General features: G+C 25.3%; 22 protein-coding genes and 1 pseudogene. 17 read left to right on the top strand and 6 right to left on the bottom strand.

Annotated elements, in window-relative coordinates:
- Positions 1 to 23: 23 nt before the first annotated feature.
- The 3 genes and pseudogenes from h2es_RS06395 to h2es_RS06385 all read left to right on the top strand — a co-directional run.
- Complete coding sequence (locus h2es_RS06395) at positions 24 to 314, top strand: transposase (protein WP_154512443.1); 291 nt, start codon at positions 24 to 26, stop codon at positions 312 to 314.
- An 11-nt stretch (positions 315 to 325) separates the two neighbouring features.
- Positions 326 to 688 (top strand): IS3 family transposase, encoded by a 363-nt coding sequence (locus h2es_RS06390; RefSeq protein WP_154512442.1) that lies wholly within the window; start codon positions 326 to 328, stop codon positions 686 to 688.
- A gap of 11 nt (positions 689 to 699) precedes the next feature.
- Positions 700 to 1194, top strand: a pseudogene (locus tag h2es_RS06385) (transposase); the annotation flags it as partial.
- 75 nt (positions 1195 to 1269) lie between these two features.
- On the opposite strand, the gene h2es_RS06380 reads toward h2es_RS06385, so the two are convergent.
- The gene (locus h2es_RS06380) at positions 1270 to 1656 is read right to left on the bottom strand and encodes a Mu transposase domain-containing protein (protein WP_154512440.1); all 387 of its coding nucleotides are present in this window, start codon (positions 1654 to 1656) and stop codon (positions 1270 to 1272) included.
- Positions 1657 to 1785: 129 nt separating this feature from the next.
- Positions 1786 to 2514: an IS21 family transposase gene (istA, locus tag h2es_RS06375; protein ID WP_195909994.1), complete on the bottom strand. Its 729-nt coding sequence runs from the start codon at positions 2512 to 2514 to the stop codon at positions 1786 to 1788.
- A gap of 481 nt (positions 2515 to 2995) precedes the next feature.
- On the opposite strand from istA, the gene h2es_RS06370 reads away from it, so the two are divergent.
- From h2es_RS06370 to h2es_RS06345, 7 genes are all read left to right on the top strand, one after another.
- Complete coding sequence (locus tag h2es_RS06370) at positions 2996 to 3142, top strand: hypothetical protein (RefSeq protein ID WP_154512438.1); 147 nt, start codon at positions 2996 to 2998, stop codon at positions 3140 to 3142.
- A 116-nt stretch (positions 3143 to 3258) separates the two neighbouring features.
- Positions 3259 to 3363 (top strand): transposase, encoded by a 105-nt coding sequence (locus h2es_RS07960; RefSeq protein ID WP_369122805.1) that lies wholly within the window; start codon positions 3259 to 3261, stop codon positions 3361 to 3363.
- Positions 3364 to 4537: 1174 nt separating this feature from the next.
- Entirely contained in the window at positions 4538 to 5308 is a 771-nt protein-coding gene (locus h2es_RS06360; RefSeq protein WP_154512436.1) for a ParA family protein, read from the top strand.
- Positions 5301 to 5582 (top strand): hypothetical protein, encoded by a 282-nt coding sequence (locus tag h2es_RS06355; protein WP_154512435.1) that lies wholly within the window; start codon positions 5301 to 5303, stop codon positions 5580 to 5582. Before h2es_RS06360 ends, h2es_RS06355 begins: the two co-directional genes overlap by 8 nt.
- A 232-nt stretch (positions 5583 to 5814) precedes the next feature.
- Positions 5815 to 5988 (top strand): type II toxin-antitoxin system HicB family antitoxin, encoded by a 174-nt coding sequence (locus h2es_RS07570; protein WP_195909993.1) that lies wholly within the window; start codon positions 5815 to 5817, stop codon positions 5986 to 5988.
- Positions 5989 to 6101: 113 nt separating this feature from the next.
- Entirely contained in the window at positions 6102 to 7457 is a 1356-nt protein-coding gene (locus h2es_RS06350) for a hypothetical protein (RefSeq protein ID WP_154512434.1), read from the top strand.
- Positions 7458 to 7935: 478 nt separating this feature from the next.
- On the top strand, positions 7936 to 8148 hold the full coding sequence (locus tag h2es_RS06345; protein ID WP_154512433.1) for a hypothetical protein: 213 nt from the start codon (positions 7936 to 7938) through the stop codon (positions 8146 to 8148).
- A 58-nt stretch (positions 8149 to 8206) separates the two neighbouring features.
- On the opposite strand, the gene h2es_RS06340 is transcribed toward h2es_RS06345, so the two are convergent.
- The 3 genes from h2es_RS06340 to h2es_RS06330 all read right to left on the bottom strand — a co-directional run bounded on the left by h2es_RS06340 (position 8207) and on the right by h2es_RS06330 (position 11807).
- Positions 8207 to 10276: a S9 family peptidase gene (locus h2es_RS06340; protein ID WP_195909992.1), complete on the bottom strand. Its 2070-nt coding sequence runs from the start codon at positions 10274 to 10276 to the stop codon at positions 8207 to 8209.
- Positions 10277 to 10338: 62 nt separating this feature from the next.
- Positions 10339 to 10797, bottom strand: a complete 459-nt coding sequence (locus h2es_RS07835; RefSeq protein ID WP_326845017.1) for a hypothetical protein — start codon at positions 10795 to 10797, stop codon at positions 10339 to 10341.
- Positions 10788 to 11807 carry a gluzincin family metallopeptidase gene (locus tag h2es_RS06330; protein ID WP_154512429.1) on the bottom strand — a complete coding sequence of 340 codons (1020 nt, stop codon included), beginning with the start codon at positions 11805 to 11807 and terminating at the stop codon, positions 10788 to 10790. Before h2es_RS06330 ends, h2es_RS07835 begins: the two co-directional genes overlap by 10 nt.
- Positions 11808 to 11891: 84 nt before the next feature.
- On the opposite strand from h2es_RS06330, the gene h2es_RS06325 reads away from it, so the two are divergent.
- From h2es_RS06325 to h2es_RS06315, 3 genes are read left to right on the top strand one after another with little or no spacing between them, the layout of a single operon-like run.
- Positions 11892 to 13253 carry a sodium:solute symporter family protein gene (locus tag h2es_RS06325; RefSeq protein ID WP_154512427.1) on the top strand — a complete coding sequence of 454 codons (1362 nt, stop codon included), beginning with the start codon at positions 11892 to 11894 and terminating at the stop codon, positions 13251 to 13253.
- Positions 13243 to 14454: a sensor histidine kinase gene (locus h2es_RS06320; RefSeq protein WP_154512425.1), complete on the top strand. Its 1212-nt coding sequence runs from the start codon at positions 13243 to 13245 to the stop codon at positions 14452 to 14454. The genes h2es_RS06325 and h2es_RS06320 overlap by 11 nt, the downstream gene beginning before the upstream one ends.
- 3 nt (positions 14455 to 14457) lie before the next feature.
- Positions 14458 to 15378 (top strand): response regulator, encoded by a 921-nt coding sequence (locus h2es_RS06315; RefSeq protein ID WP_154512423.1) that lies wholly within the window; start codon positions 14458 to 14460, stop codon positions 15376 to 15378.
- 5 nt (positions 15379 to 15383) lie between these two features.
- Here h2es_RS06315 and h2es_RS06310 read toward each other — a convergent pair whose 3' ends face one another.
- Positions 15384 to 15815 (bottom strand): helix-turn-helix domain-containing protein, encoded by a 432-nt coding sequence (locus h2es_RS06310; RefSeq protein WP_154512421.1) that lies wholly within the window; start codon positions 15813 to 15815, stop codon positions 15384 to 15386.
- A gap of 149 nt (positions 15816 to 15964) precedes the next feature.
- Between h2es_RS06310 and h2es_RS06305 the strand changes: the two genes are divergently transcribed.
- From h2es_RS06305 to h2es_RS06290, 4 genes are all read left to right on the top strand, one after another.
- Positions 15965 to 16126, top strand: coding sequence for a hypothetical protein (locus h2es_RS06305; RefSeq protein WP_154512419.1), 162 nt, complete (start codon positions 15965 to 15967; stop codon positions 16124 to 16126).
- A gap of 21 nt (positions 16127 to 16147) precedes the next feature.
- Complete coding sequence (locus h2es_RS06300) at positions 16148 to 16477, top strand: hypothetical protein (RefSeq protein ID WP_154512417.1); 330 nt, start codon at positions 16148 to 16150, stop codon at positions 16475 to 16477.
- A 27-nt stretch (positions 16478 to 16504) separates the two neighbouring features.
- A complete protein-coding gene (locus h2es_RS06295) occupies positions 16505 to 17188 on the top strand; it encodes a hypothetical protein (protein ID WP_154512415.1) in 684 nt (227 codons plus the stop codon).
- Positions 17189 to 17298: 110 nt separating this feature from the next.
- Positions 17299 to 20013 (top strand): hypothetical protein, encoded by a 2715-nt coding sequence (locus h2es_RS06290; protein ID WP_154512413.1) that lies wholly within the window; start codon positions 17299 to 17301, stop codon positions 20011 to 20013.
- The last annotated feature ends 24 nt before the right edge of the window (positions 20014 to 20037 follow it).

Here is a 20037-nt window from a genome sequence, read left to right as displayed (position 1 = left end):
AAACTAAAAATTGGTAAAAAATTATGGGCAAACAAAAAAGTTATACAAAAGAATTTAAATTCAAAGTAGCAATAGAAATGATAAAAGGAGATTTAACAATTGCAGAAATAATCTCAAAATATCAAGTGCCAAGATCAGTATTAAGTAAATGGAAAAAGCAACTATTAGATAATGGTCCTGAAATATATAAAAAAGGCAATCAACCAGTACAAGCTTATAATAATGGTAATATGGAAAAATTACATGCAACGATAGGGAGGTTAAAAGTAGAGAATGATTTTTTGCAACAAGCCTCCTCCAAGTTGATGTTATAAAGAAGCGTAAAATGATAAATAGAAGACATCAACAGCTGAGTGTGAGAAGGCAAAGTGAGCTTTTAAAAATAAATAGATCTATGATATATTATGAGGAGTCAGATAAAAGTGAAAACTTTATACTAAGCAATAAGATAGCTGAAATATATTCTTTATATCCTATATATGGGTATCGTAGAATAACAGCAATACTGGCAAGAGAAAATATATCAGTAAATCATAAGAGAGTGCAAAGATTAATGAGAGAAATGGATTTATATGCTATTTATCCAAGGCCTAATACTAGCATTAAAAATAAGGAACAAGTAGTATACCCATATTTATTAGAAGACGTAGTGCTAACAAAACCTCATCAAGTATGGCAGGTTGATTAACATATTTAAGAACCACAAAAGGTTTTATGTATTTAGTAGCAATAGTGGATATGTACAGTAGGATGATTGTTGGCTATAGGTTGAGTAATAGTTTATGCACTGAAAGCTGCAAATCAGCATTGGAAGATGCGCTATTAAAGTATGGAACACCTCTAATACTAAATAGTGATAAAGGTAGCCAATTTACAAGTGAATCTTGGGTTAAAACTTTAGTTCATTATGAGATAAAGATTAGCATGACTGGTAAAGGCAGATGTGCTGATAATGTTTATGTTGAAAGATTATGGAGAGCTTTTAAATATGAAGGTTCTTATTTATATCAGTGGAATACTGTAGAGGATTTAAAGTCCACTATTACTAAATGGGTGTATTGGTATAATTATAATAGACCGCATCAATCGTTAAATTATAGCACTCCAGCTGAGACTTTATATAAAGCTTATAGTAGTAATAGTATTTATTTGAATTTTAAAGATTTAAATATTGCTCAGGAGGTTAAAATGTAATATATTAAGGGTTAATAATTAACAAATAATGTCTCTCTTTTTGAGTCATTTTTGGTCTGACTCATTGGGGTCACTTCAGACTCCTTTTATTACTCTATACCAATCTTGCTTATGTTTCTCCTTTACCTCTAAATAAAAAGCATAGCTATGATTACCTATATTCCTCATCTTATATTCATATAATGCATCATGCTGTTCAAATCCAGGACACAATACTTTATATTTATCATAGTGAGCTGTATTAGTGCTAAATACTCCTTTGCCTTTAGATCTTTCATGAGTTGCAATCAATTCATTCTCGATGTCATATATTTTTAATATCTTACTATTTAAAGATATATAGATATCATCTCCCACATATTTTACTGGCACTGAATAATAATTACTATCTATGATTATATGACAATCTTTACCTACTCTACGCCTATGCCATGAGCTTATATTATATTCAGTATTTGGCACAGCTTAAGCATTGCTTCTTTCTCTTTATTTATATACATTTCTATTGGCTTTTCTTTTGTTGTGCTGTGTTATACTATCATTAGCTTTTTCCTGCCATTTGCGCAGTTGACAATTCATCTCTTCATTATTTTACTCCCTCCCTGCAAAAAAATTATTCTTCACATATTTAATTCCACTCTCTACTTTTCCCTTCTCCTGCGGCTTATATGGCCTACATGCAGATAACATAGTTCCATAATGATCTGCCATTGATTTATATTCTTTTTGGTACATTGGCTCATATATATCTACCTTTGTCACTCCTGCTTTTAGATTATCTAATTTGATAACCTTTGGCACGCCACCAAAATCTATAAATGCATTAATATAGCAGTTTATACATGTTTCTATTTTTTGATCAAACACTATCTCCCAATAATCATATCTGCTATAACTTAACCTCATATTGAATATATATGCCTTACGAAGCTTACCATCTTTATCGTGCTTCCTACCTATATCTCCAAAATCTACTTGCGCCTCTTCTCCTGCTTCTGTTTGCAATCTGATACAAGTATTATTTTTTATTTTATGTCTCCTAATATAATGGCTCAATGTACTATATGAACATTCAAGCCCTTTTTTCTTCAACTCTTCATAAATCCTAACCATACTCAAATTTTGTGATATAAAATCTACCACCTCTTCATGCCACTTGGTTACTTGTGATTCTCTTTTATAATTTATTGGCTCTTCTATTTTTTCTTTTTCATATTTTTTTATAATTTTTCTTATTGTATCTCGGTGAATATTAGTTGTCCTTGATATTTTACGTATCTTCATTCCTTGTTCATATAAAGTCAATATTGTTGTGTACATAGCCGCTCCTATCATTTTTATACTTTTTATCTTTATTATATTTCCAAAAAGTATATGTTATTTAACTTCTTTTTCCTGGTACAATTTTCATTAGCACAGGTGGTACATTATTCATTAGCACTGACAGTAAAGCCTTTATTTTTTAATAATGTTACTATTATAAATAGGTTTATATAATAGTAAATTAATAGTTACAAAATATATAAATAATAGTACAAAAATATTACATACATATTATATTAGTAATATTATAATTATTAATAGTTATACAGAAATAGGTAAACCAATTCAGTTATTTATTTAAATATTTTAAGAAACTTTTCAAACACTCCCCTTCCCTATTAGTGATTATAAAATAGAATAAGTTACTCTAAAAAATATTTATAATATAAACATATTATATACATATTACTTTCATATTTATTTAATAACTTTTATTTTTATGTTATCTACTTTCTAATTCCATTATTAAGATATTGACATGTGTTTAGAAGCAACAGGGCTTCATGGAGAAGTTTTAGCTGAGTTTATGTATAAATATGGTTATAAAGTTAGTATTGTAAATCCAAGTTGTATAAAATCTTATGCTAAAACAAATTATCAACGCACAAAACTGATAAAAAAATAATTTACATAAAAAAGTTGATTCCTTGTTTATTAAATCTTGTTATCTTAATCAGGCTTATAAAAACTTACAAAGTTCCAAGTATAGCTAATACCTCTGCAATTATTTTATTAGCTGAAATCCCTGATATTAATACTTTTAATAACGCTAAACAACTTGCCACTTACGCTGATTTATCTCCTTCTCAAAAATTTTCTGGTTCATCTGTTAAAGGAAAAATCTAAATTGTTAAAAAAAGGTACTCAACGTCTTTGTAAAACTCTTTTATTTCTTGTTATTGTTGCCAAAAAATATAATTTTTATATTTCTAAATTTTGCAAAGCTTTAGAAAATAAGGGTAAACTTCTTCTTATAAAATTAACTTTGTAAATTCCTTATTTCTCTCTCAGTATAATTTTCTGTATATATTTCTATTAAATATTCCACAGCTATCTTTATTTCAAGCTCAGGTCATATATTATAAGTTTTTTATTTCCTGTATAACAAATTTGGATTACAAGTAGTTAATAAGTTAATATAAAAAAGTTATCAAATAAATATGAAAGTAGTATGTGCATAATATGTTTATATTATAAATATAATATTTTATTAATAAAAATTAGTTATTCATAAATATTTTTTAGAGTAACTTATTCTATTTTATAATCACTAATAGGGAAGGGAAGTGTTTGAAAAGTTTCTTAAAATATTTAAATAAATAACTGAATTGGTTTACCTATTTCTGTATAACTATTAATAATTATAATATTACTAATATAATATGTATGTAATATTTTTGTACTATTATTTATATATTTTGTAACTATTAATTTACTATTATATAAACCTATTTATAATAGTAACATTAAGACAAATATGACTTTAATAATTCTATTGCAAAGATAATATAATTGACTAAAATTTTTGCCTGAGACTTACTCCTCTAAATATTATTACTTTTATTTTTTGTAAATTAATATACTAATAATTAGATTCACTATAGTAAAACTTAATATATTAGAAGTTAAAACTAAAATTGTAAATGTACTTTTAACAATATTACCTATACTTAGTAATATATTCTATAAATAATTAGCTAGTTTATGCGGAGTAGTATTTTACCCTAAATAAAGTAGGAAAAGAAATTAGTATTGTACTACAATAGAAGAACAAATAAATTGCTTTTTTTAATTAATATTAAAAGCAGACATATATAATAAAACTATATAACTTTTTTAAACATCTTTTTCTTTTTTTAATAAAGTATATTTACACTTATAAATATAAATTTTACGTGAATTAAATATTATATTATAAAAATAATACAATATTAATACGTAAAAAATATATTTTTCTTTTTTTTATATTGAAATAATAATATTTTTGCACTATTATTGTAATAAATAATAAACGTATTATATGTCAAAAGTTATAGCGGTAATAAATCAAAAAGGTGGTGTTGGAAAATCAACAATATCTGTTAATTTAGCATATGAATTAGCTAACAAAAAGAAAAAAACACTAATAATTGATTTAGATCCCCAAGCACATTCAAGTTGTATATATTGTAATAAATTTGATAAAAATAAGTCTATAAATGTTATTTTTGAAAAGAATGATTATAACTTTAAAGATATTTTACACAAAGCAATTATTAATAATATCCAACATGAATATTTAGACATAATACCATCAAACATACATTTAGCAATGGTAGCAGAAACAGCTAATCAAAAAATTTTTAGAGAAAAAATTATTAAAAGATTGCTTGAAAAATTAAAAAACTTGTATGATTTTATTATTTTAGATTGCCAACCAACATTAGGTATACTAGCAATTAATGCAATTTATGCAGCAAATATTGTTATTGTACCTACTAATTTTGGAAAATACTCACTAGATGGAATTAGTGATTTACTACAATCTATAAAGTCAATTAAAATAGACCATAAATTTAAATATTATATATTACGAAATATGTATGAAAGACGCAACTCCCAAACTAATAAGTTTATCAATCAACAACTCCAAGAAAATATGAGTGAAAATTTATTAGATACTGTTATAAGAAAAAATGAAGCAATTAATCAATCTCAAATTAACGAAGTGCCAGTAAAATGTTTTAACCCAAATTCTAATGGAGCACATGATTTTGAACAACTTACAACAGAACTATTAGCTTATGTCTAAAATAGATTTTAATAAAAAAACAAAATTAACTGATAATTTATTAGAAAAAAAAGAAAATTTAAAGATAATTGATCAAAAAAATATAGTATATAAAAATAAATCCTTCAGATTTAGGGCAGGGGATTTATATAGAATAAAAAAAATACTAAAAAAAACTAATGAGGCTTCAAATTCAACCATATTTAAAGAAACTGATATAATTAGAGGACTTTTAGCATTAGGTGATGAGATATCTGGAGAAAAAATTATTTCATATATAAGAAAGAGTATATAAATAAATTAACTTCCCCCAAATATAGCGATATTATTTTAATATCTATAGTATAAATATAATAAAAAAATAATATTAAATATTATTTTTTTATTATTAATTCAATATGTTCACTTTATTTTAATATTATTTGTAGATAAATTTAAATAATATTACAAACTTATTCATAAATATTATTTGACATAAAAGATGTATATTATTATATTAGCAATATAAATATTATTTTAAGGAGTGCATGTCTACATATAAATTAACGCCTGATGGTAAAGTTAAGATAAGTATTAATATTCCTTTAAATACATTAAAAAAATTAGATGAGGTACGAAAAAAAGAAAAAAAAACTAGATCAAATTGGATAACACAAGTGATACTGGAGAAATTTTCTATTACATTAGAAAAATCTTCATAAGTAAAAAAACGAGGCACACTTATGCACCTCGCCTTAATTTCGCAACTTAAGTATACTCTATGTGGAGTAAAATGCAAGTGTATTTTGTGCTTTTTATAAAAAAAGAGGTACTTATGGTAAATAAATTTATATATCAAAATACATTAAAAGAAAATATAACTTATTATAAATATAATTATGAAATTTTATTCAATTTATTTGGATATAAAAAAACAAATTTTTTAAATAAATTAAATTATTGGATTCATAAATGTGGGCGTCAAATAGATAATTCTAGTAACTTATGGGTATACAACCCTCTACAAGAATGGGCTCAACAACTTAATTGTTCTATTTCTACTATAAAAAGGGTCATTAAATATCTTGAAAAAGAAAATATTATTTTCTCGCAAAAACCTAATGCAAGAAAGTGGAATCATACTAAATGGTACTCTATAAACTATGAAAAATTAAATTTATTATTAAATATTGAAAAAAATGAACATCTTTTCTTTAATAAAAAAAGAGCTAATCGAACAGTCCAAAAAGAACCAATCATTATATATAACAATAATAATAACTATACAAGTAGTATATCTTCTTTTGAAGAAAAAACCAAATTAAAAAGAGAAGAAGCAATAATAAAAAATATGGTATATCTATGGAATAAAGTATTTGAATATTCATTAAAACCAATCAAAGCTTACTGTAATAAAAAAAATCAATATATATTACTAAATCTATATAAAACTATATTTAAGAGTGATTTAAATAAATGGAGAGAATATGCATACAAAGTAAATAGTAGTCAATTTTTAATGGGGGAAAAGAAAACGAAAAATAATTTCAAAGCATTGTTTAGTTGGTTAATAAAAGAAGAAACAATAGAAAAGATATTAAATGGAGAATATGGAGTAGGAGACAGAGAACTAGATATAAACAATATATCAAAAAATATAGAAGAGAAAAAGGAAGAAATAGTGAATAAAATGGATAAAAAGTTATCAGAATATATGAAAATAAAAATAAATGATAAAGAAGAAAGAGAAAAATTTATAGAATATATTAGAAGTGCGAGTACAACAGAAGATGATAGTTATGGTGTATTAAAGAATATAATAAAACAAGTGCCAAAAAGTTATATATTGGAAAGAGAAGAGTATAAAGGAATAAAAGAAAATATATATGAAAGTTATGTAATGAAGAAATATCTAGGGTATACTAAATTAGATATTAGAGAAAAAATGAGAGAGAGGACAAAAAAAATAGATGAGATAGATAATGTAGAAGAGAAAATGAGATTATTAAAAGAAATAGAAGAAAAGATAAAAACAAAAGAGTGTATAGCAAATAATCTACAAAGCAATGAAGAAATGGGGAATTATAGTTCAGGGTTGTTAGAATTAATATTACTATCAAATCCAAAAAAAGAATCAAGGTATTTAAAAGGCTCGTCAGGAGAAAGCTCAATAATGGATTTAGTAACATGATCAATAGAAACAACAGAAGAAATTATAAAAGTAGCTTTTTTAATATTAAAAGCGATTTCAGTTAAAGAATGGATAGAATGAAAAGAAAAAGATTTGATGATGTAAAATGCAACAATATAATCGATTAAATAAGATATGCTTTTAGAAGAAAAGGATTCATAATTAGGAGAAATAAGAAGATTGTTTGAAGAAGCATAAGAAATAGTGCAGAAGGTAAATGAAAGAAAAGTAGAAATTACAGAATAAAAGATAGGTAAAGAAAATATAAATCCAGAAGTAGTAGACAAGACAAGAGGAGCTCGTAATTGGTTGGGCAGTTTTGTAACAAAGTAAAGGATAAATTCCATAGATATCAATAAAAATCTCATCCGTACAGCAATCTTTGCCATCCCTTATTTACTATTAGTCTTAAGTTACTTTTTTAATAGCTTTTTTATTGTATGAGCTCGGGGTTATATATAAAGGATATCATAGTATAATGAAGGGCAGAGAGAATATAAAACCTATATTATTTTTTGCTGCTATGGAAGCTAGAAAATCTAAAACTGAATTAAAAAGTTTTTATGAAAAATTAATTTCTAACGGAAAGAAGAAAATGGTTGCGTTAACAGCTTTAATGCACAAAATAATTGTGATTGCTAATGCTAAAATACGGGATTTATTGAAGCAATTAGAATCAATAAAAATTTAAATTACATTTTTTAAAAAACATAGTTGATATCAGATACAAGCTGCTATATGCAGGGTAGTTATTTTTTATTAAGTTCATTAAAAATAAAAGTATAAAAGCGAGCAACTTCTTTTAAAGAGTTATATCTACCACTTTGTCCATTATGACCACTATTCATTTCAGTATATAATAAAATAGGATTATTACTAATATTAAATTCTCTTAATTTAGCAACCCATTTAGCGGATTCCCAATATGTAACTCTAGGGTCGTTTAAACCAGATGTAACAAAAATAGAAGGGTATTGTTGAGACTTAACATTGTCATAAGGAGAATAAGATTTAATATAATTATAGTAAACTATATCTTTAGGATTTCCCCATTCTTTATAATCAATAGAAGTTAAAGGTAAACTACTATCAAGCATAGTATTTAAAACATCTACAAATGGCACCCTAGTAATGGCAATCTTAAAAAGATCAGGACGTTCATTAATAACAGCTCCAATAAGCATACCACCAGCACTTTCACCTGAAATAATTAAATTCTCAGAAGATGTGTAATTGTCTTTAATTAAATGTTCAGCGCAGGAAATAAAATCTGAGAAAGTTATTTTTTTATTAAGAAATTTAGCATTTTGATGCCAATTATACCCTAAATCATCCCCACCTCTTACATGGGCTATAGCAAAAATAACACCTTTATTAATCAAAGGTAAAATTTCCTCATTAAAAGATGGTTTAATAGAATGACCATAGGCTCCATACCCATATAAAAGTAAAGGGTTGGTATTAGAATTATTTTTAAATAAATCTTTTTTATATACTAAAGAAATAGGAATTAAGGTATTATCGGGTGCTTTAGCATATACTCTTTCAGAGTAATACAAATTTTTGTTATAATTAGGTACTTTTTTAATTTTACGAGTTATTAATTTTTTGTTGTTGTAATCATACTCAAATGTTGTATCTGGAGTTATTAAAGAAGAGTAGCTTATCCTGGCTAAATTAGAGTCATAAGTTGGAAAATAACCCAAGGCACTATATGCTTTCTCGTTAAAATTAATTTCTTTTGGTTTACCAAAGTTATCAAAAATAATTATTTTATCGATGCCATTAACTTTTTTATTAAGTAATAAATAATTTTTTGATAAACTAATACTAGTAAGGTAAGAATTCTTATTATGTGGGATAATTTCTATTGATTTACTAATATCACTGAATGACTTTACATTTATTTTAATAAGTCTAAAATTTTCTCCTTTATCGTTAATTTTTATATAAAAATAATTATTTTTATGTTCTACTGAGTAAAGTATTTTATGCTGACGTTTATATAATAAGGTAGGCTTATGAGATGTGGCATATTCTAGATTTATAAACCATACCTCATTTTCATCTAAACTACTTGTGTATATAAACAAGTATTTATTATCAGAAGATTTACTAATTTTGATATGAAAGCTTTCATCATTTTCTTTAAATACTAATTTGTCAAAAGATTGATCATTATTTAATTCATGGTAATAAACACTATTAGATTTCCAATTTTTATTTAATTTTATATAGAAAAAACCTTTATTGTCATTATCCCAAATTATATTACCTATAGTATTATGAATATTATCGTTAGATAATTTATTTGAATCTAAATCTTTAATATTAATGGTATAGTTTTCTTTGCCATTTAAATCTACAGAATAAGCTAATAATTTATGATTTTGAGAAACAGAAAAAGTTCCCATAGCAAATGTAGTATTATTTTGTGCTAATTGATTTTGATCTAAAATTATTTCTTCATTTGCATCCATACTTTGGTATTTTCGGCAAATAACAGGATAATTTTTATCTTTGATAACTTTTGAAAAATAAAAAAAATTATCTTTTTTTATAGGATAAGTTTCCTCATAATCTATAATATTATTTTTTAGTTCTTTATAAAAAGAGGATTCAAGTTCTTTAAGGGGTTCAAAAAATTTATTTGTGTATGTATTTTCAGATTTTAGATGATTAATTATTTCTTTGTTAAATACATTTGGCCAATTTTTATCTCTAAGCCAGTAGTAATAATCATTTATTTCTTCATGATGATTTTTCACTAAATGGTTTATTTTATCAGCAGTAGGTTGGTTATTTACTTTATTTAACATATAGATTACTGTAATTGTAGCAATTATGGTAACTAGAAATATTATTAAAATGATTAGTTGTTTCATATGCCATACTTATTTTTAATGTATTTTTGGTAGTATATATCATCAATATCTTCTTTGAATCTACTTCTAATTAAAGTATTAGAATTCGGTAATAAAGATGCGAAGGTATGAATATTTTTATGTAAAAAATCATTAAATGCCTGAAATTTCCCAAGTTCAATTTTTTCTTCTAAATTGACTATGGACTTATTAGCGTGGTGCATAATTTGTGCAGCAATTATTAATCCTAAACTATAGGTTGGAAAATAGCCAAAACACCCTATAAACCAATGTATATCTTGTAAACATCCTTCTTTATAATTTTTAGGAGTAATGCCAAGTAAATTCTTATATTCTGTATTCCAGATGTCAGGCAAATCATTCACAGTAATATCATTATTAATAAGTGCCTTTTCTATCTTATATCGTATATAAATGTGTATATGATATGTTAATTCATCTGAATCTACTCTAATAAGGGAAGGTTGTAAAAAGTTAATAAATTGATATAAAGTTTCCTTGTTGAAAAATATATTTTTTTAAAGATTTTTTTTAAGTAAGGAAAGAGAAAATTAATAAAATTTTTACTTTTACCTAATTGATTTTCATAGATTAATGATTGACTTTCATGAATTCCCATACTTAAATAACTGCCAACTGGTTGGTAGAGCCATTTAGATGGTAAATTATTAACGTAATTAGCATGTCCAGCTTCATGTATTGCTCCATAAAATGATTGGGAAAAATCATTATAGTTAAATTTTGTAGTTAATCTTATATCTGATGCACTTCCTCCACAAAATGGATGGCAGCTATTATCAATTCTACCTTTTTCAAAATCAAAGCCAAGATCATATAAAATAAATTCTATAAGCATTTGTTGCTTTTCAATATTATAGTTTGAGGATATAGAAGTTGGATAGGAGGTCCTTAATTCACTAATTGTAGATATAACAAAATTAAAAGTTGAATTTAATAATTTATCAATAAACTCTATTTTTAATCCAGGCTCATATTCATCTATTAAAGCTTCATATGGAGTGCTATTAATAACTTCAGATTTAAATTTAGCAAATTTTCTTATGTTATCTAATAAACAAGCAAATTCGGATTTTACAATATTATAATCATTTTTATTTTTAGCTTCCTTCCAAAGAGATGCTGTTTTAGTTACAGATAAAGATAAATTAGCAATAACTTCTGAAGGAATGACAGCATTAAGTTTTATTTTTTTTTTCATTAATTTGAAGTTTTGAAGCTGCCAATTATCTAGTTTGTTAATATTTACTTCTTCACAAAGTTTTTGTGCTTTATATGATGAAATCATATTATGCATAATTTTTGAAATTAAAGAAATTTGCTTACTTCTTTCTGTAATAGCATTGCTAGGCATATAAACTTCTTTATCCCAATTTAATATTGATAAGTTTGTTTTTAATAAACCTATTTCTTCAAATAATTTTTCTAATTGTAAATATTCTTTCAAAATGTTTTACTGAGTTATTAATTTTTTACAGTATATAACGTAAAATTATTCAATAAAATATTTAATTTAGATAGTTTTATTATTTTGTTATATCTTTTTATAGCATTAGTTATAGGTATAAAATCTAAACCAATTATAAATTCAATTAAAGAATATTCAATTGGGAGCAATTATACTATAGCGGCTTTGGTATGTACTTTTTTTGCTACTGAAATAGGAAGTGGAAATGTAGTTGGAATAACTGCCAAAGTATATTCAAAAGAAATATTATTTGCAGTTATCAATTCTGTAGCAGTAGCAATTAATTATTTAATAGTAGCATATTGGTTATCTAATAAATATAAGCAATTATCTGGTTGCATTTCTATATCTGATTTTATTAGTAAAGGTTACGGCCAAAATGCTAAAATAATTGTATCATTAGTAGGTTCAATGATGTGTGTTGGTGTTATAGCTGGACAAATAATAGCGATTAGAAGTGTATTAAGTTGTGTATATCCAATTAATCAAGAAATTGCAACTTTATCAGCAGGAGTTGTTTTTTTGATATACACCTCTCTTAGAGGAGTCAAAGGAGTTGTATTAACAGATATTTTTCAATTTTTACTCTTAATAATTATTATTCCATTAATCGCTTCCATTTTAGTGGAGCAAGTTGGAGGTTTTAATAAAATAGTATCTATTTCTATGGAGCAATATAATAATAACAAATTATCATATAAAAATTTTATTGATTATTCAGCATTATTTATTTGGTTTATGATACCAGGATTTTATCCTTCAAAAATGCAGAGAATTATAATGGCAAGAGATAAAAATCATTTGAAGAAAATGATGCTATATTCTGCCTTTCTTCAAATTCCATTAGGGATAATGATTATATTTATAGGCGTTGGAGCAATTCAATTATTTCCTAATGCAAGTGAAAATTCAGTACTTATTGAAATTATTAAACACCTAATTCCTATAGGTATTAAGGGGATTGTTATTGCAGGTATAATTGCAGTGGCAATGTCAACTGCTGATTCAGATTTAAATGCATCAAGTGTGATATTAGGTGAACAGATATTTAATTCTAAATATCTAATAAATATTAATGAAAAAAGAAAATTATTGATAATTAAACTTGTTTCGTTATTTTTAGGCTTATTATCAATAATTTTAGCGTTTAAGTTTAATGATATATTAAAGATTATATTATTTTTTGGTTCATTCTATAGTGCAATTATTACGATTCCTACTATAGTATTATTATGCGAGATTAAGCTAAAAAAATATTATTTTTATACTAATGCAATATTGGTGATATTAACTATTTTAATTACGGGTGAGATAAATAGCAAAGATTATAAGTATATATTTATATCTTTACCAATGTTTATATCCATAAGTATTTTCTTTATTTTTATAATAAACCAGAAGGTATTTAAAAAAAATGGCATTTAATTTTATTGAAAAATTAAATAATTTTTTTAGTTCTAAAACACAAGAAGAAGAAATAGACTTTAATGTCTTTATATCCTTTTCTTGTGTAAATATATTGATTCCATTTTTTATATGGGATTATAATAAAGCATTTGTAGACGATGCAATTATATTAAGATTTATAAGTGGTACAATATTAGCTGTGCTTCTTTTTAGAGAATATTGGTTTATCATTATAAGAAAGTATTTCCCATTAGTAATACATTTTACAATATTTTTAACGCTATTATTAATTCCTATTTTGCATTTTTTATTTAATAATAATCAATCTTGGCTAGTTAACTTATTGATTAATATATTAATTTTATCTACACTAATTACTTGGGATATATTTGTGATATTTATTATTTTTGCACAAATTATTTTTTTTGTTATGCAGAATATCTATGAGATTCAAATTAAGAATGATTTATGGGTAAGTTATACGTATTGTACGGTCATTTCAATAATAATCTCTATAATATTTTCAAGAATACGGCTTAACAAGTATAAGGCTAATTTATCAATTGCAAAAGCACTAAGTTTATCAATAGCTCATGAGTTAAGAGGCTCTATAAGTATAATTAATAATAATGTTTATGTATTAGAGAAGATACACAATCTAAAGGAATCAAATTATATAAATGAACTAAGTAAAAGCATAAAATTTGCGGAAGAAATAATAGAAAAAATGTTATTACAATTTAGGGAAAATATTAAAATAGATTGTCAATATATAAAGTGCATTAAGATAGTTGAGGAATTTATAAATGAGTGCCATCCTAATATTAGAGAATATGTTAAGCTATCTATTAATATAGATAATAATATTATAACTTATGTAGACAAGAAATTATTTAGTTTAATTTTGTTAAATATATTTAAAAATGCGTTAGATGCTATGATGGATAAGGAAGATAAGAAGATAGATATTTATACAAAATTAGTAAATAAAAAAGTGATTTTATCAATAAAAGATTATGGCAAAGGCATAATTGGTAGTAATGTACAAAAGATTTTTTATTCATTTTTCTCTGAAAAAAATGATGGTACGGGGATTGGATTATTTTTTTGCAAAAGATTAATTAAAAAAATGAATGGTGATATATATTGTGACTCATCATATGGAGAATATACAGAAATAATGATAGAATTACCAATAGCTAATAATATGAATAAATAAAAAATGTTTTGTTATAAATATCCTTGTAAAATAGTAGTAGTTGAAGATAATTTAAGAGAAATACAGTCTTTAAAAGCTGCCTTAAGTTTTTCATTTAAAAATACACAATATTTTACTTCTTTTCAAGAAGCAGAAGTATTTTTATCTCAATTACCAATATATAATTATCCAAAAATATTTTCTGAAATAGTAAATACAGAAATGAATAATGATATAAAGGTAAATATCAATATGTTAAAAATATGTCAATTAAAAGATGATAAAGAGAAATATAAAAATGTATCAGTAGTGATATCAGATTATAGTTTACCTGATGGGGATGGCTTAGAGGTTTTAAATAGTATAAAGGATAAAGATGTATATAAAATTCTATATACTGGAGTAGCAGATGAAAAAATAGCAATAGATTCGTTTAACAAAGGATATATTAACGCATTTGTGAAAAAATCAGACCCAACATATTTGTTGATTGATGAAATAAAAAAAGGGGGTAATCAGTATTTTTATAATAAGAGTAAATCTATAATCGATATTATTAATAGCTCTAGTAGTGGTGATACGATTTTAATGAATAGTATATATCAAGATATCATTAATAATATTATTTTAGAAAAATTTATTGTAGAAGTTTATCTATTGGATACATTAGGTAGTTATTTATTAATTAATGAGAAAGGTGAGACTTATATATTATTATTATCAGATAAATTATCAATAGATGCACAATTACAATGTTTAGAACAGGTTAATAATTGTAAGAAATATATCAATGATATTAAAAATGGAAATAGATTTCTATATCTTTTAAAAGATATGAATAATGTTGATAATTTACAGAAAATAATTTTCAAAGCAAAAGCAATTAATAATAGATTTTTATATAGTTTGATTAAAGGGAATGAATTAATGAAGTATATTACTTAGTTAAGTTAAGACATATTTTTATTATTATTGTACAAATAAAGTACAATTCCCTTAACAGCTTCGTCTAAATTTTTAATATCTTTGTAATTAGTATATAAACTATATATAATACCTTCCATACAAGCTTTATTAATTGCAATATTATATTTTTTAGTGACTGATTCTACTGATCTAGTTATTTCAGAATAAATAGAGATATTAAAGTCTCTGTATTTTTTATCTTCTATATTTTCTATAATTAAATCATTAATATCAATATTTAAAGCATTTGATATCTTTTCTAACACCTCTTTTTTACAGGCTCTGGCATATAATACATTTTCTATTAGATACCTACTTAATCCAGCATTAGAGGCTAAAGAGGGGATATTAATCTCATTTTTAGCCATAAAGAATTTTAAATTTCTTGCAACAAATTTTTTATTTATAATTGACATATCATTTAATAATTTGTAATGTAGATTACAAAGTTAATTTAATAAATTGTAATTAAGTTACTATATAGCATAAGTTATAAATATTAATACATACTACTATACAGTTTGTCAATTTAGTAAACAAAACAAATGATTAGGAGTGAATAAAAATGATAAAGCAAATAAAAAGATACCTAGCAATCATTGTTCTAGCATTAGGAATGGGAAGTTTAACAACTTGCAACACAACTACCAAAATTATAAAGCATGGTAATTTACAGGTTGAGACTAAAGTGAGTGGTGCACCAAGAGAAGCGCGTAAAGAAAAATAATTAATTAAATACGAGGTCAATATGAATACTGTACAAATATATGAACAAGAGAAAGTAATATATCAAGAAAACGTAATAGTGAGGGGACTAATTTTAAGTGGTCCATGTATTGCAAGTAAAGTAAGTAATGATATGTCTGGATTTAGTTGGATGAATATTAAGGAAGACGATGGAGTTGAGTGTGAAATTGTAGTGACTGGGAAGAAGTTACATCAATATTTAGAAGAAAATAAACAGAAGCTTTGTGTTGGTAAAAAAGTGCAGTTAAGAGGATCGTTAAATAAGGGCAAATATATGGATTATCTGTATATAGATAATAGTGGTGAAATAAGTTTAATATATAAAAAGTAGAAAATGGTAAAGATCGAGAAAGTTAATATGAAAAAGAATTATAAAAAAATATTAATCATATTAACATTAGCTATAGGAATATATACGAGAGATATAGTGCAAGCACGTGCTGAAATAAAATATAAAAGCATGGTAAATATTGGGGAGAAAAATTGCAGTTGTGGGGTGAGTATTAAAGAAATAGAGCAAGAAGCAAAAAAAAGAGGAACAGCCTATGAAAACTTATGTGCAATATCCCTTGAATATGGAGAGGGTTTAATTGATGAGAAGGGAGTTAAAGAAAAATTAAATAAGGGACTAGATGCAATAGGTGAATATAAAAAAGAGGTAAAGATGTACAAGGGTGAGGAGAGGGAAGTAAAGCAAGCAATGGCAGATGCTTATAAATTAGTATGGGATAAATATAACAAAAATCATAATAAAAATATAAAAGATTTAAATAAGAGCGATAAGAGAGCAATAAGGGAAAAATATAGTCAAATAGGCATAAGAGGGTTTTTAGGCTTATATGCGAATCAAGGAGTAAAAAAGATAAGTTTTATGGGTATTCCAGATAAAAGATGGGACTTTGTAAAATCAAGATCAGAATGTACTAAGAAAGATGTGAATAATGAGGTTAAAATAACTTTTAGCGAAAAAGAAGAAATCAAAGAAGAGATAATAAAGGCGGCTGATATATTAGTAAATAGCAGTGATTACCAAAAAAATTAGATTTAATGCAATACTTTATATAGCGACGGCATTTCCTATGGGAAGCAGTACAAAATTAATTATCAATGCTTTGTCAGAGTCATATAAAAATATAATTTATAAGGATTAAAATGAAATTACAAGAATATATAAATAACAGGGTGCTACAAGGTTTAGGTGCTGCAAAAAAGAATATTATAGAATTGTTATATAGCCAGGTACTAAAAATAGATTTAAGTGAAGATTTAGAAGAAAGTCATTTTGAAAGAGCTGAATATTTAATTAAAGAGACAATAGGTGAATTAAAAGAAAGAACTGCAAAGGATTTAGAATGCATTGGTAAAATGCTGGAGTTAATGAAAGCAGATGAAGCTATATGTGGTAGGGATATATTTGATGAAAAGGTAATTGCAAAGGCAAAATACATAAAGAAAATATTAATTATACATGGAATAAACCATGAATTAAAAGAATCAGATATAGATAAGCTAAAATCATTTTATAATGAGCTTGGCATTAATGATTTATCTAAAATTGAAGATAAGATATTAAATGAAATAGATAATATAAGAGATAACCCTATAAAGGAGTTGGGGAAATTTGATATAGAAGGATTTGTAGATTTCATTAAAAGTTATGAAATAAAATTCAATAGTGGAATATCAGTAGGAATGAATAATTATCAAAAATTATCAATGGGTCTTGGGGTTACTGAGGAAAAAATCTATGATAAAGAGGCGGTTAAAAAATTAAAGTTGATAGTTAATAAGTTTAAAATAGAAATTACAAAGCTGAGTGATGATTTGGTAAAAAAGATAATAGAGATTTTTAAAGAGTTTGGGTTATCAATAGGGGATAAAACAACACTTCATATAAAAAGCAAAATATCAGAAATGGAAAGTTTGGGGATAGAAAAGATCAGTGAAGATAGTGATATAGGCGGTTTAATAGATTTTTGCAAAACTGTTGACAGGGACTATAAAAAAGAAAGTAAAATAGATAGAGTTGGAGAAGTAGTTAAGTTACTTGGGGTAGATGTAAGAAGCAGAGAAGACATTAGTAAAATAAAAGATTTAATAAATGGAGAGAGGGTAGGGTTAGAAATAAATGAGCTAGAAAAACTAAAGGCATTAACCTTAGATGCCTCGAAATTAATAGGTACAAGTTTTAGAGAAGCAAAAGCGAGTGTAATAGTGTATGCAGTTGCGCTTGCAAAGGAAATCACTAGTAAAAAGTTTATATCTAATTGTAGTGAAAAAGAATTAGAAGGAGTTAGGGAGTTTATGGTGCAATCTGGTGAAATTCCAGATGGAGTCAGCAAAAACAATGTGTATAAATTGAAAGGATTTTTGGATGAAATTGGTTACAGGTATAATACGAGCGATGAAAAAGAAAAGAAGCATAATGAAAACATAATAAAATTCAGCAAGGAGATTTTTGGAAGTATTTATAAAAACGCATATGAAGAGGGGTCTAAGGTAAATTTATATAAAGAGGCTTTTGGAAATGTTAAAAAAGGAGTGATAATAGAGGATTATAGTATATACGAAAAAATAGCAACAAAGGTAAAGAAAATTGGAGATGCACTTGGTATAGAAGATAATAGGACGTATCCTAATAGGCAAATTAATGAAAAAATAATAGCTAAGCTAAAAATTATCATAAAAGGATATATTGGTAAGGAGTTATATGAGGTTTCTGAAGGAGAGATAGAAAAAGCAAAGATAATTTTAGATAGTCTTGAGATAGAAATCAAAGAAGTGAGTGAGGGAAGTATAGAGACAGTAATGTATGGGATAAATCAACTTGGGATGAAAAAAGAAAGTGGCGGTTGGTTTACAAGTGAGGAAAGCTTAATAAGGAAGAAGTTAGAAGAGATATCGGCTAAAATCAAAGCATATTACGAAAGCTCGAGTAGTGTAAATGTTGGAAGTGAGAAGAAAATCATTGATTTAAGAAAGAGTGATATAAATAAAATCAAATTAATTTGTAAATTAATAAATAAAGAGGCTTCTGAGGTAAGTGCTGAAGAAATTAAAGTGGCGGTTAAAGGTTTGAAGGATGGGGGAATAGAGATAGAAGCGATGAATGATAATAGATTTGAAGAAGTTATAAATATGAGTATTGATTTAGGAATAAAGTTGGAAACTAAGGGGTTAATACAAAAAGAGCATAGACTGGTGGCAGGTGAGGTCAATTTAAGTGATTTAGTAGATTTGATAGGATTTAAATTAAGTGAAATAAAAAAAGAATCAATAAATGAGGTGAAGCAACTAATAGAATTGATAGCAGGGTGGTTAAAATTAGGAATAACTTACGAAGATATTAAGTCTACAGTTAGCTTTATAGAGGAAGATTTAGAGAAGAAGGTAGTGAAGATATTAAAAGGAGAGCTAGTAAATCTTAAGGAATTATCTGAAGCTTATAGCAACAATAAAATGTCTGCGATAGAAAACACAATAAAAATTGCACAAGTTTATAAGATGAAAGTAATTAAAGGAGAAAAAGGAGAACTTGGTAAAGTAAGGGAGTTGATAGAGGTGCTAGGATTCAATATAGAGAATAAAGCTGAGATTAGGTTACAAAAAGATATGGTGTTAGATAAAATAAGCAAAAGATGCCAAGGGAGTGTAGATAAAATGCTACAAGAAAAAAATAAAATTAAGATTATAGCTGAAACTGTAAATGCTCAGCTGAAGTGTATAGATAGAGCTGACAGTGATTATTGTACTAATTATAGAAAAGACGGAGATCATGTGTTGAGTAATGAGGAATTACTTTTAAAATTCAATCAAAACCTAGAAATAAAAATGGAGGAAATATGTGTGGTACATGAAGAATTATAAAAATACAAAATTAAAATAACAAAA

The sequence above is a fragment of the Rickettsiales endosymbiont of Trichoplax sp. H2 genome, assembly GCF_009690945.1.
Lineage (GTDB): Bacteria > Pseudomonadota > Alphaproteobacteria > Rickettsiales > Midichloriaceae > Aquirickettsia > Aquirickettsia rohweri.
This window is presented reverse-complemented; position numbering and strand designations above follow the sequence as displayed.